Source organism: Labrys wisconsinensis, from assembly GCF_030814995.1.
In the GTDB taxonomy this organism is placed as follows: domain Bacteria; phylum Pseudomonadota; class Alphaproteobacteria; order Rhizobiales; family Labraceae; genus Labrys; species Labrys wisconsinensis.
In genome coordinates, this window is sequence record NZ_JAUSVX010000003.1 from 506,500 (window position 1) to 518,506 (window position 12,007).

At 69.1% G+C, this 12,007-nt stretch carries 11 protein-coding genes and 1 pseudogene; 4 read left to right on the forward strand and 8 right to left on the reverse strand.

The features are described 5' to 3' along the window. Positions 1 to 250 precede the first annotated feature (250 nt). On the forward strand, positions 251 to 1,174 hold the full coding sequence (locus QO011_RS12355) for an AraC family transcriptional regulator (RefSeq protein WP_307272199.1): 924 nt from the start codon (positions 251 to 253) through the stop codon (positions 1,172 to 1,174). Positions 1,175 to 1,270: 96 nt separating this feature from the next. On the opposite strand, the gene QO011_RS12360 is transcribed toward QO011_RS12355, so the two are convergent. Together QO011_RS12360 and QO011_RS12365 are read right to left on the reverse strand one after the other, a co-directional pair. Further along, positions 1,271 to 2,443, reverse strand: coding sequence for a GGDEF domain-containing protein (locus QO011_RS12360; RefSeq protein ID WP_307272200.1), 1,173 nt, complete (start codon positions 2,441 to 2,443; stop codon positions 1,271 to 1,273). A gap of 185 nt (positions 2,444 to 2,628) precedes the next feature. Continuing rightward, positions 2,629 to 3,657, reverse strand: a complete 1,029-nt coding sequence (locus QO011_RS12365) for an MDR family NADP-dependent oxidoreductase (RefSeq protein WP_307272203.1) — start codon at positions 3,655 to 3,657, stop codon at positions 2,629 to 2,631. A gap of 154 nt (positions 3,658 to 3,811) precedes the next feature. Between QO011_RS12365 and QO011_RS12370 the strand changes: the two genes are divergently transcribed. From QO011_RS12370 to QO011_RS12380, 3 genes and pseudogenes are all read left to right on the forward strand, one after another. After that, positions 3,812 to 4,387, forward strand: a complete 576-nt coding sequence (locus QO011_RS12370; RefSeq protein WP_307272204.1) for a TetR/AcrR family transcriptional regulator — start codon at positions 3,812 to 3,814, stop codon at positions 4,385 to 4,387. An 11-nt stretch (positions 4,388 to 4,398) separates the two neighbouring features. Continuing rightward, positions 4,399 to 4,509, forward strand: a pseudogene (locus tag QO011_RS42615) (RadC family protein); the annotation flags it as partial. Positions 4,510 to 4,832: 323 nt separating this feature from the next. Further along, on the forward strand, positions 4,833 to 5,930 hold the full coding sequence (locus tag QO011_RS12380; protein WP_307272206.1) for a YncE family protein: 1,098 nt from the start codon (positions 4,833 to 4,835) through the stop codon (positions 5,928 to 5,930). Positions 5,931 to 6,070: 140 nt separating this feature from the next. On the opposite strand, the gene QO011_RS12385 is transcribed toward QO011_RS12380, so the two are convergent. The 6 genes from QO011_RS12385 to QO011_RS12410 are packed head-to-tail and all read right to left on the reverse strand — an operon-like array spanning position 6,071 to position 11,895. Further along, positions 6,071 to 6,898, reverse strand: a complete 828-nt coding sequence (locus QO011_RS12385) for a 3-methyl-2-oxobutanoate hydroxymethyltransferase (RefSeq protein ID WP_307272208.1) — start codon at positions 6,896 to 6,898, stop codon at positions 6,071 to 6,073. After that, a complete protein-coding gene (gene rbsD, locus QO011_RS12390) occupies positions 6,898 to 7,359 on the reverse strand; it encodes a D-ribose pyranase (RefSeq protein ID WP_307272209.1) in 462 nt (153 codons plus the stop codon). The genes QO011_RS12385 and rbsD overlap by 1 nt, the downstream gene beginning before the upstream one ends. Then, positions 7,356 to 8,306, reverse strand: a complete 951-nt coding sequence (locus QO011_RS12395; RefSeq protein WP_307272212.1) for a ribokinase — start codon at positions 8,304 to 8,306, stop codon at positions 7,356 to 7,358. Before QO011_RS12395 ends, rbsD begins: the two co-directional genes overlap by 4 nt. Before the next feature lie 11 nt (positions 8,307 to 8,317). Then, complete coding sequence (locus QO011_RS12400) at positions 8,318 to 9,829, reverse strand: sugar ABC transporter ATP-binding protein (protein WP_307272214.1); 1,512 nt, start codon at positions 9,827 to 9,829, stop codon at positions 8,318 to 8,320. Between the two features lie 46 nt (positions 9,830 to 9,875). Beyond that, positions 9,876 to 10,844 carry a sugar ABC transporter substrate-binding protein gene (locus tag QO011_RS12405; RefSeq protein WP_307272216.1) on the reverse strand — a complete coding sequence of 323 codons (969 nt, stop codon included), beginning with the start codon at positions 10,842 to 10,844 and terminating at the stop codon, positions 9,876 to 9,878. 28 nt (positions 10,845 to 10,872) lie between these two features. Continuing rightward, a complete protein-coding gene (locus tag QO011_RS12410; RefSeq protein ID WP_307272217.1) occupies positions 10,873 to 11,895 on the reverse strand; it encodes an ABC transporter permease in 1,023 nt (340 codons plus the stop codon). Positions 11,896 to 12,007 lie beyond the last annotated feature (112 nt).

Sequence of the window (12,007 nt, forward strand, 5' to 3'; positions counted from 1 at the left end):
CATGAGCCAGATCATGCGCCGATGCGGCCAATCTCGGGCGCATCGGCGCGGCGCTTCGGCACGATGCCGACCGCAGCCGGCTCGCCGGCCACCGGCCAGGCCCCGGCCATGGCCGGATCGCATCATGTCTTGGCCGATCGGCGCGAGCGGCGCTTCCGGATCGGCTTCAAGCTCGTCGCGCCCTTCAGGAATTCGTCTTCCGGGTTCCGGAGGCTCTTGTAGACTGCGCGCGCGGGCAGGAGGCCGGCCCATGAGCCTTTCCATCACCCCCGATCTGGAAGATCCCGATCAGGTCCCGCGCTCCGTCGTCGGACTGACCATCGAGCTCGCATCCATCCACGAGGTCGATCCTCACCACCATCGCAAGGCGCAGCTGCTCTATGTCATCGGCGGCGTCATCACGGTGGAAGCCGCCGGCGGCATCTGGACCGTGCCGCCACATTGCGCCATCTGGATACCGAGCGGCGTCGCCCATGTCGCGCGCTCGACCGGCCGGATCGTCATCGGCAGTCTCTACGTGGAGCCCGCGCTGGCGGGCTCTCTGCGCGACGAGTGCGGCATCCTGTTCGTTCAACCGCTGCTTCGCGAGCTGCTGCTCCGCTTCATGTCCGGGCCGTCGCTCTATCCGGAAGGCGGCACGCGCGAGGAACGGCTCGTCCGCGTCTTGCTGGATGAACTGGAGGCCGCTCCGCTCGAACCGCTGCATCTGCCGATGCCGACGGATCGGCGTCTGCGGCGTCTCGTCGAAACGCTGGTCGATGACCCCTCGCTGCGCTTCACGATCAAGGAATGGGGTGCGCGCGTCGGTGCCAGCAACCGGACGCTGACACGGCTGTTTCAGCGCGAGACGGGCATGTCGTTCGTGCGGTGGCGCCAGCAATTGCACGTCGGCCTGGCGTTGCAGCGTCTCGCGACCGGACAGTCCGTGACGAACATTGCCTTCGACCTCAGCTATGAGAGCCCCAGCGCCTTCATCGCGATGTTCAGGCGGATGCTCGGAACGACGCCGGCCCGATACTTCACCGAGGCTGCTCCGGACGACATCGAGCGGGGAGGCTGGAAGCCGCCGCAAGGCGGCGGCGATTCGGATCGCTCCCGCGCTGCCTCTCGCCCCGACGCCAAGATCGTCGATTTCGAAGCGGTCGCTCAGCGGCACACAAGGCGGCGATCGTGAAAGCAGGGGATCCGTCGACGCTCGCCGCAGCGGTCCTGCATTGATGCGAGAGCAGCGCGGGATGCAGATCGGCGAGAGCCGGTTTCCGCCCATGGCTCAGGCCGCGGCGACGGCCTCGGCCGGGCTTGCGATCTCGATCCGGTTTCGACCGAGCTCCTTTGCGCGATAGAGGGCCCGGTCGGCGGACGTCAGCAGCGCCGAAAGATCGCAGCGACCGGCCTCGGACTCGGCGACGCCGACGCTGACCGTCGCGGGGATTCCCAGCCCGTCGCGGCGCACCGCCCTTTCGGCGAAACGGGCCGCAACCGTCTCGCCGACCGCCCGGGCCTCCTTGGATCCGTGGGCAGGCAGCAGGACGGCGAATTCCTCTCCGCCGAGCCGGACGATCAACCCGTCGGCCCCGGCGGTCTCGCGCGCGACACTGGCGAAGAGCCTGAGGACGTCGTCGCCGGCATCGTGGCCATAGCGGTCATTGATCGCCTTGAAGTGATCGAGATCGAAGGCCAGCAGGGATACCGGCTGATCCGCCCTGCTCTCCTTCAGGAGCCTCGCAGCCTGCGCGAAGAACCCGGTCCGGTTGCTGAGGCCCGTCAGGAAGTCCGTCCGGGAGGCTGTCAGGAGCTCTGCCTGATACTCCTCGCGGATCAGGGCCAGGAAGGCCATGGGCATGGCCACCGAGAAGAGGACGGCCTCGTACATGGTGGCCTTGGCCACGACAGCCAGCACCTCGTTCCCATAGGCGGCGGCGAGAAGCGGAGAGACGAAGGTGCGGAAGAGATAGAACAAGGCATGGAGAGCGAAGACGGCGACCGCAACGGGCCGGGACCGCAGGCCGGCGACCGTGCCGCTGCGCACCAGCGTCCAGGCGGTCAGCCCCGCGATCAACGCGATCGGCAAGGCTGCGACGTGGTTCCACAACAGATCGACGTCGCCGGCGCCGACACCCGTCCACAGCAGCGCCACCGCGGCAACGGCCAGGGCGGAGCGCGTCGCCTTCACGGGTTCATCCAGCCCGGCCGCGCCGTGCCAGACCATGAGGTAGCCGATCACCATGAGGACATTCGACAAGGCCCAGCCGGTCACGGCGGGGAACGCCTGACGATTCATCGCGACGAGGCAGCCGAGGGCGAAGACAACATAGCTTCCCGCCCAGAGGCCGAGCTGGCGCGAGCGATGGCCGTGGACGCGGCGCTCCCACAGCGTCATCGCCGCGCCGACGAGCAGCGTTCCAAGGGTCAGATACCAGAGTGTCGGAAGGTCCATCTGCATCGGGGGCAATCAGCGTCCGGGAGCAAGCATCACAGGCCGCACGACGGGATTTCCTTATGGGGGCGCACTCCCCTGCCAGAGGTTCATCAAACTGGTTAAATCCACGTAAGTGAAAGCGGGGTGTCCGGATCGATGCACGGCATCCCTGCCCCGCGCCGTCTCGCGCAGCCCTCGCCGTGGGATCTTCACGGCCTGGCCACGACCGCCCCGAAAGTGTCGCCCCGGATGGCCCGCAGCAGCGCCTCCGGGGCCTGCTCGAGCCCGGCGACGATCTCGTGGGGAAAGCGGATCGCCCCTGCCTTCGACCAGGCGGCAAAGGTCGCGAGCCACTCGTCCCAGGCGTCCGGGTCGTCGTCGGCGCTGTAGCCGCGGATCGTGACCCGCTTGAGCAGGAGCGGCAGCGAGTCGAGCTCGACCGTGGTGCGACGCTGGGTGCCCTTCGCCGCGAGCTGGCCGGCCAGCGTGCCGAGAATCACGATGCGGGCGTGGTCCCGGGCGGCGGCCAGCCCGGCCTGCAGCTGCTCGCCGCCGACGCTGTCGAGGAAGACGTCGAGCCCGTCGGGGGACGCCTCGGCGAGCTGATCGGCGATGGACCTGGCGCCGCGGAAAACGGCTGCGTCGTAGCCGAGCTCCGCGACCAGGCGCGCCGCCTTCTGCGGCGAGCTGGTGCTGCCGATGACACGGCCGGCGCCGAGGCGCCTGGCGATCGGCCCCGCCATGGAGCCGATGGCGCCGGCGCCGCTGGAGACGAAGACGGTGTCGCCGGGCCTGATCCCAGCGCCGCGGGTGAGCGCCGCATAGGCCGTCCACCCGTGCCCGAGATAGGCGACCGGGTCAGGCAGGCTGCCATCCACCTTGCGGCAATGCGCGGGAGCGATCACGGCATAGTCGCGCCAGCCCTTGAAATGGATCACCAGGTCGCCGGGCTCGAAGCCGCTGCCGGGCGGGGCGGCGACGACCTCGGCGAGAGCCTCGCCGGCCAGGGTATCGCCGGCGCGCAGGACCGGGAACGGCACGCCCTTCACCGCCTCGGCGCCGCGGGCGATCATCGCGCGCAGGGAGGCGGACACGAGGAACCAGCGGTTGCGGACCAGCAGCTCGTCCGGGCCGGCAACCGGCATGGGCCCGGCGACGACCGCGAAATGGCGGGCCTCCGGAAGATCCTCGGGCTGGGATGCCAGCTTCATCTCGCGATTGATCATGGATCCTTGCATCGTCGTCCTCCGTCGCCCGTCGCGGCGACGTGTGGAATGTGAGTATAATGCTCATATTCTAGGATGACCGCTCCCGATGGCTACTCGCATTTCCAGGACCGCCCCGACGATGCGAAAGACCCCGCGACAGGCGCGTGCGAGAGCGACGGTCGACGTGATTCTCGACGCGGGTGCTCAGGTTCTGGCCCGGACGGGGTGGGCCAAGTTCACGACGAATGCGGTGGCCGAGGCGGCCGGCGTCAGCATCGGCTCGCTCTACCAGTATTTTCCGAACAAGCTCGCCCTGGTCGACGCGATCACGCATCGTCATCTGGAGACGGTCCTGCTCCTGCTCGGCAGGATCGGCGATGGGGATCTGCCGCTCGACCGGCGTATCGAGCAGTTGATCTCGGGCATGATCGCCATCCACGCCGTCGATCCCGGCCTGCACCGCGTCCTGATGGAGGAGGTGCCGATCAGCGAGACCATGCGGGCCGTCCACCGGCAGTTCGAGACGCAGCACCTCGAGCGCTATCGGCTGCTGGTGCGATCCGCGCGATCCGGGATGCCGGAAGACGTGGAGGCGGTCGCCGCGCAGGTCCTGTCGTCGGCCGTCGCCGGCGTGATCCATGATGCCGCCCGGCGGGGCAATCTTCGCGGAGAGGCGGTGCGGGAGGAACTGGCGCGGCTGGTCGGCGCGTGCCTGCAGGCCGGGCCGCCGATCCTCGATCCACCGGGTGGCCTGGCCTGACGCTTCACCGGAGCAGGCGGCAGGCGGACATCGCCATGGCCGACATCGCCGAGCCGCTCGGCATCACCACCCTGCACGACCACATCATCGTCGGACGGGCCGGCCACGCCAGCCTGATGGGGCCGGGGCCGATCCGAGCAGGGGCGGTATCGGCAAGGGCGCGGTGGTGCCCTGCCCTCCGCCCGCGACCCAGATCGGATTCGAGCGTCGCCGGTGGCGGGCTCCCCGCCCGGCTTTCCGCACGGATCCCGGCATGCCCAATTCAGGCTCCGGGTTCCCCGGAATCGGGATCGCCGGTTTTCGGCAGGAATAGACAACCGCAAACTGTTGACAGATTGCAATTTTGGCAGATGATGCTCTTGGCGCCCATCGCGGCGCGATTTTGTTTCCGTTGCAATCACACGCTGCAAACTCCAAAAGACAAGACATCAGGGAGAGAACGGAAATGACCGGATCGACGAGAATTCCGCCCATCACCATGCCATCGCTCGCAGCCTCTATTTGTTTATTCTCTGCGATTCCTGCCTTATCTTCAGATATAACATTGATAGAGAAAATATCTATTCCAGGAAACAAGTTTGAAAATTTCGATATTAGCTATATCGACCCCTCAACCGGTCGATATTATCTTGCCGATCGCTCGAATGCAGCCGTCGACGTCTTCGACACCAAAGCGAATAAATATCTGTTCCGTGTCGGAGGCTTCGTCGGAGCCAAGGAAAGGAGTTCGGTCAGCGGGCCCGACGGTGTCGTTGCGCTGCCCGAACGAAAGGAGGTGTGGGCCGGAGATGGTGACAGCACCGTGAAGGTCATCGACGTGAGCGTCGATCCGGCCAGGCTGGTGGCGACCTTCTCGACCGGCGGCAAGGCACGCGTCGACGAGATGGCGTACGATCCCAAGGACGGCCTGGTGCTTGCGGCGAACAATGCCGACAAGCCGGCATTCGTATCGCTGATCTCGACCAAGGACCGCTCCGTCGTTGCGAAGGTGGTGATCGGGGAGGCCAGCGATGGCATCGAACAGCCGGCCTATGTTCCGGAAACGGGCCTGTTCTACTTTTCCGTTCCCATCCTTTCGGGCGACAAGACGCACGGCGCCGTTGCGGTCTTCGATCCCCAGTCGATGAAGGTGCAAAAATTCATCCCCGTGAACAATTGCGGCCCGACCGGGCTCGCAAAGGGACCGGGGGCGAAGCTGGTCGTGGGCTGCGGTGCCGATGCAACGGCCGACGGCAAGTCGCCCGGCACCGTGATCCTCGACCTTCGGACGGAAACGACCACGGTCGTGCCCCAGGTCGGCGGCGAAGACGAGGTCTGGTACAATGCCCGCGCCAATCAGTACTACACCGCCTCGCGCGACATGGTCGGCGGCGCCGTGCTCGGCGTCATCGATGCCGGGACGGACGCCTGGGTGGCCAATCTGCCGACCTCGAAAAACGCTCATTCCGTGGCGGCGGATCCCGACACGAACGAGATTTTCGTCCCCCTGACATCCGGCGACGGCTGCGCGGCCGGATGCATCGGCGTCTATCGGGCGCGCTGATCGGACGGCGCCCGTCGTTCATATGGCCCGGAGCCGGTCGATCATCGAGGCACGGGGCCCCGCATGTCGAGCCGGCCGCCTCCTGCGGCCGGCGCCCACCCTGCCGGCCGACGCCCTGGGGCAGATCGCCTTCTCCGGCTCTATCGCGGGCCGTCCAGTCCTCGGCGGAACTGCTCCAGCTCGGCCTCCGGCATGCCGGAGACTTCGCCGGCTGCGGGAAAGCCGCCGGAGGCGACGTCCTGCCGGAAGCCGGCGAGCGCCCGGACCCGCTCCTCGCGGACCGCCCGGTGCAGTGCCGCGAGGTCGCCCCAGGCGCGGGCATGGCGCGGCCGCCGCTCCGCCTCGCCGCAGATGTCCGCGGTGAACAGGAAGACGACATCGGCCGCCGCACCCGAGCCGAGCGAGACGCTGACGAGCGACGTGCGCCGGTTGATCTCGGCCATGGCCGGCGCGGCGATCAGCTCGCATTCCACGGCGAAGGCGCCGGCATCCTCCAGGCGGCGGAAGCGGTCCCACAGGGCCAGCGCCTCGGCCGCGGTCTTGCCGACGGCACGCACACCGCCGACCCAGGTCGACTTGCGCGGCACGAAGCCGAGATGGCCCATCACCGGGATCTGCTCACGGGCGAGGAGGCGCACCATGTCCTCGCCGCGGCCGGTGATGACCGCATCGGCGCCGGCGGTGACCGCAGCGAAGGCAGCGCGCAGCATCTCGTCGCCGGTGATCGCCTCGGCAAAGCCGAGGGCCGCGGTGACGAACAGGCGCCGCGAGCCCTCGCGCACCCGCGCCACATTGGCAGCGCGGCAGACCGCCATCTCGATGCCGGCAGCCTCGGCGGCGGCGGCCTCCTCGGCCGTCTCCGCCGTCACCTGAGTGGCATGGCGGCCGCTGCCCTTGAGAGCCCTGAGGCCGGCGACGGTCTCACTGCGCTCGACGTCGCGGCCGCCGAAGTCGAAGATGCGCGGCATCAGGCCTTCAGCTTCCTGGCATAGTAGTCGGGCGCCACCACGCCGGGCTTGGAGAACCAGGCCGGCACGTCGACGCCGGAATAGAGCAGGATATTGCCCCAGGGGTCGAAGGCGCCGGTACGGACGATGACCTTGGCCTTGGCCGCCATCTCGCCGAGGATCGCCTCGTGCTTCACCGGCTCGAAATCGGCATCCGCGAACAGGCGCCGGATCTTGGCGAGCAGCGGCGCATTGTGCTCGAGCAGCGTGTCGGCATAGGCGACGCGCTCGGCGATGAAGGCCTGCGCGATCGGCGTCAGCACCGTCTCCAGGTCCGGCACATCAGGCACGATGGCGAGGTCGATGCGCCAGGCGCTGGAGGGAATGGGGAAGCCGGCGTCGCAGACGATCATCAGATCGCCATGGCCCATCGAGGCGATGGCGTGCGAGAGCTCGGCGTTGAGCAGTCGGTTGCGGTTCACGTCCTGTCCTTCCACACGGTTTCGAGGGCTTTTGCATGCAGCGCGTCGGCCCCGGCCCGGTCGGGCAGGCCGGGGATGACGCCGAGCCGGGTGCAGGCGATGGCGCCGCAGACCACGCCGAAGCGCACGGCCTCGACGATGCCGCGCCCTTCCGCCAGCGCCACGGCGAAGCCGGAATTGAAGGCGTCCCCCGCGCCGGTCGTGTCGACCACCTCGACCGGCACGGCCGGCACCATCACGTCCAGCTCGTCGGTGAGGACGAGGGCGCCGCTGCGGCCGAGCGTGACGACCACGTTGCGCACGCCGCGGCGGCGCAGCTCGCCGGCGAGCTCGCGCGAGGAGCGCGGATCGTCGGCGGGCAGGCCGAGCAGGATGCGCAGCTCGCTCTCGTTCGGCGTCAGGTAGTCGACATGGGCGAAGAGGCCGTCGGGCACGGGCCGCGCCGGCGCCGGGTTGAGGATGGTCCGGGCGCCGTGGCGGCGGCCGAGCTCCATGGCGCGGGCGGCGGCGGCCGTCGGGATCTCCAGGACGGTCATGACGACGTCGCTCCCGGCGATGCGCGCCTCGCCCGCATCGACCGCCGCGGCGTCGAGCAGCTCGTTGGCGCCCATGTCGAGGATGATGAAGTTCTCGCCCTTCTGGTTGAGGATGATGAAGCCGACGCCGGTGGCGCGCTCGCTGCGCGCCGTGACCAGCGAGGCGTCGACGCCCTCGGCGGCATAGAGGTCGGTGGCGATGCCGGCGAGCTTGTCGGTGCCGATCATCGCCAGCAGGCAGGAGCGGGCCCCGAGCCGGGCAGTCCCGACCGCCTGGTTCGAGCCCTTGCCGCCCGGCCCCATGTCGAAATCGGTGCCGAGCATGGTCTCGCCGAAGATCGGCAGCTTCGGTGCCCGCATGGTCAAGCCGACCGCGAAGCTGCCGACGATGGTGATGTCTGGCCTTGTCATCGACACCTCGTTCAGGACGCCATTGCCCGCGCCAGGATCGCCTCCTCGCTGATCCCGCCCCTCCCCAGCTCGCCGGCGATGCGGCCGGCGCGCAGCACCAGGACACGCTCGGCGTTGAGGATCAGCTCGGGGATCTCGGAGGAGATCAGCACCACGGCCACGCCGTCCCCGGCGATGGCGCGCAGGATGGCGTAGATCTCGGCCTTGGCCCCGACATCGATGCCGCGGGTCGGCTCGTGCAGCACCAGCACGCGCGGATCGGTGACGAGGCTGCGGCCGAGGATGATCTTCTGCTGGTTGCCGCCCGACAGGGTGCGCAGCTTCTGGCCGAGCCGGGCGATGCGGGCGTCGAGCCGGGCGACCTGGGCGCGCGCCTCGCGCCGGATGGCAGCGCGCCTGAGCAGGCCGGCGACGGAGAAACGGGGAAGCGAGGCGGAGACCACGTTGTCAGCGACGCTCATCGCCATCAGGCCGCCGGCCCCGCGCCGGTCGGCCGGCACGAAGGCGAGGCCGTTGCGGATCGAGCCGGCCGGATCGAGCGGGCGCAGCACCCGCCCGTCGATCGTCACCGTGCCGGTGCGGGGGGCGAGGCCGAACAGGGCTTCGCCGAGCCCGTCCTTGCCCGAATCCGGCAGGCCGCCGATGCCCAGGATCTCGCCGGCGCGGACCTCGAAGCCGACGCGGTCGAGGCCGGGCGCGGTCAAATTCTCGACCGACAGCACGACGGCCGCGCCACGCGAATCCGCCGCCGGATCGAGCGACCAGGGCCGGGCTCCGGCGAGCTCGCGGCCGACCATGGCGCGGATCAGCCGCGCCTCCGACAGATCGTCGTTGTCGAGCGTCTCGATGGTGCGCCCGTCGCGCATCACGGTGATGCGGTCGGCGAGGTCGAGCACCTCGCGCAGGTGGTGCGAGACATAGATCACCGTCACGCCCTCGCCCTTGAGCTGGCGCACCACCTCGAACAGCCGCTCGCTCTCGCGCCGCGACAGCGCCGAGTTGGGCTCGTCGAGCACGAGGACGCGGGCACGCTGGCGCACCGCCCCGGCGATCTCGACGAGCTGCATCTCGGCGACGGTCAGGCGGCCGACCTTGGTGTCGGGGTCGAGATGGTCCATGCCGAGCCGGGCGAGCGCCGCGCGCGCCTCGATGCGCATGCGTGCCCGCGGCACCAGCGAGGCGACGGGCCGCGCCGCCATCTCAGCCATCATGATGTTCTCGGCGATGCTGAGCGTCGGGCAGAGCGCCAGCTCCTGATAGACCACGACGATGCCGGCGGCGCGGCTGTCGAGCGGCGAGGCGAAGCGCCGCGGCCGGCCGTCGAGGCGCACCTCGCCGCCGTCGGGCTGCAGGTCGCCGGCCAGGATGTTCATCAGCGTCGACTTGCCGGCGCCGTTCTCGCCGATCACGGCATGGACCTCGCCGGCGCGGAAGCCGACGGCGATGCGGTCGAGCGCCAGCACGCCGGGGAAGCGCTTGGTCACGCCGGCGATCTCGAGCATGGGCGTCGGGGAATCGGTCATGGCCTGATCCGGGCGGCGGCGGCCTGTCGGGCCGCCGCCGAACCCCTCACTTCTTGGCGACTTCGGCGATATTGTCCTTGGCGTAGACCTTGACGCCGGTATCGACATTGTCGATCGGCGTGCCCTTGAGGAACTTGACGAGCAGGTCGACGGCCGCGAAGCCCTGCTTCTCCGGCGCCTGGTCGATCGTAGCCTGGATCTCGCCCTCCTCGACGAGCTGCACGGTCTGGTCGAGCAGGTCGAAGCCGACGACCTTGACCTTGCCGGTGGCGCCGTTGCGCTTCACCCAGGTTCCGGCCGCGGGGGTCGAGCAGCATTCCAGCGACAGCACGCCGGTGACGCTCGGGTTGGCGAGCATGGCGTTCTCGATCTCCGAATAGATCTTCTGCGGATCGGTGCCGGTGTTGAGCGTGTTGACGACCTCGATGCCGGGCGAATCCTTCAGCGCCTCCCGCGCGCCCTTCTCACGGTCGAGCGACCATTGCGCCGCAGCGTCGATGGTGGTGATCAGCACCTTGCCCTTGCCGTCCAGCACCTTGGCCATCAGCTTGCCGGCCTCGCGGCCCGACTGCACCAGGTCCTGGCCGGCGAAGGCGAGACGCTTGCTGCCGGGATTGTCGGTGTTGAAGGTCACCACCGGGATGCCGGCCGCCAGGACGCGGTCGATGACGGGAGCGAGCGCGTCGCTGGAGACGGAGGAGATGGCGAGGCCGTCCATCTTGCCCATCAGCGTCTCGATCTCGCTGATCTGGCCGTCGGCATTGGCGCCGACCGGGCCGACGAACCTGGCATTGACCTTGTCCTCTGCCCCCGCCTTCTCGACGCCGGCCTTCATGAAGGGCGCGAACTCGTTGGAGACGTCGTGGTAGGAGACGTAGATGTCGAGCGGCGCGCCCGAGGCGACCTTGGCCTTGATGCGATCGGCCAGCGCGAAGTCGCCGACCTTCGAGGCGGCCTGGGCCGCAGCCGGCAGCAGCACGATCGCGGCCGCCAGGACGAGATGACGGATCTTCATTGGTTTCCTCCCCTTGGTGTTGTTGCAGTCAACCCGCGCGGCGGGTCGTCCATTTGTCGATGCCGACGGCGATGATGATGACGAGGCCGATCAGGAGCTCCTGCACGAAGGGCGACACGCCCAGCAGCACCAGGCCGTTGCGCATGACGCCGATGATCAGCACCCCGAGGATGGTGCCGAGAATGGTGCCTTCCCCGCCCGACAGCGAGGCGCCGCCGACGATGGTCGCGGCGATGACGTCAAGCTCGAGGCCGAGGCCGGTGCGGCCGGCCTGGCCGCTCGGCAGGAAGGCGAGGCTGAGGATGCCGGCGAAGGCGGCGAGCGCGCCCATGACCACGAAGGCCGATATCTTCACCGCGTCGACGCGGATGCCCGAGACGCGCGCCGCCTTGGCGCTGCCGCCGACGGCGAAGACGCGGAAGCCGAAATTGGTGCAGGACAGCACGAACCAGGCGATCGCCGCGACCAGGGCGAAGAACACAAGCTGCATCGGCACGACGCCGAAGAGATAGCCCTGGCCCATGTAGCTGAAGGCGTCCAGCACCGCCGGCAGGGCGCCGTTGCGCACGTTGACGGTGACGGGCTGGCCATTGGTCAGGATCAGCGCCGCGCCGCGCACGATGCTCAGCATGCCGAGCGTGGCGATCAGCGAGGGCAGCCGGCCATGGGTCGCGAGCAGGCCGTTGACGAGGCCGATCGCCATGCCCGCGAGCACGCCGACGCCGAGCGCCGGCACGAGCGGCCAGCCGTCGACGATCAGCATGCCGGTCGCCAGGCCCGCGAAGGCATAGGTCGAGCCGACGGAAAGATCGACCTCCCCGGCGATCAGCACGAAGGTCATGCCGACCGCCATGATGCCGAGCAGCGAGACCTGCCGCCCGACATTGAACAGGTTCAGCGACGTCAGGAAGCCCTCGGTCGCGAACGACAGGAACAGGCACAGCACGAGGAGAGCGATGAAGACGCCCGCCTCGCGTGCCCGCAGCAACCGCGACGGTGAGAACCGGCTGGTGCCGGACGCGCGCGCGCCGGCCCTGACCGCATCGACCATATGCTCCTCCCGGCAGGCCGGACGCTTCTGCGGCGTCCCCGGCTTCCGCCCGTTTCATCCCTTCGGACGTCCGCCGCGCAGGCGGGCGACCGATCCTGCGCCCGGCACGCCG

Bases quoted from the DNA above. Each gene is read 5' to 3' on its own strand.
- QO011_RS12365 (WP_307272203.1), bottom strand. From the start codon at position 3,657: ATGCAAGGATCCATGATCAATCGCGAGATGAAGCTGGCATCCCAGCCC.
- QO011_RS12395 (WP_307272212.1), bottom strand. From the start codon at position 8,306: ATGACAAGGCCAGACATCACCATCGTCGGCAGCTTCGCGGTCGGCTTG.
- QO011_RS12385 (WP_307272208.1), bottom strand. From the start codon at position 6,898: ATGCCGCGCATCTTCGACTTCGGCGGCCGCGACGTCGAGCGCAGTGAG.
- QO011_RS12410 (WP_307272217.1), bottom strand. From the start codon at position 11,895: ATGGTCGATGCGGTCAGGGCCGGCGCGCGCGCGTCCGGCACCAGCCGG.
- QO011_RS12405 (WP_307272216.1), bottom strand. From the start codon at position 10,844: ATGAAGATCCGTCATCTCGTCCTGGCGGCCGCGATCGTGCTGCTGCCG.
- QO011_RS12400 (WP_307272214.1), bottom strand. From the start codon at position 9,829: ATGACCGATTCCCCGACGCCCATGCTCGAGATCGCCGGCGTGACCAAG.
- QO011_RS12355 (WP_307272199.1), top strand. From the start codon at position 251: ATGAGCCTTTCCATCACCCCCGATCTGGAAGATCCCGATCAGGTCCCG.
- QO011_RS12380 (WP_307272206.1), top strand. From the start codon at position 4,833: ATGACCGGATCGACGAGAATTCCGCCCATCACCATGCCATCGCTCGCA.
- QO011_RS12360 (WP_307272200.1), bottom strand. From the start codon at position 2,443: ATGCAGATGGACCTTCCGACACTCTGGTATCTGACCCTTGGAACGCTG.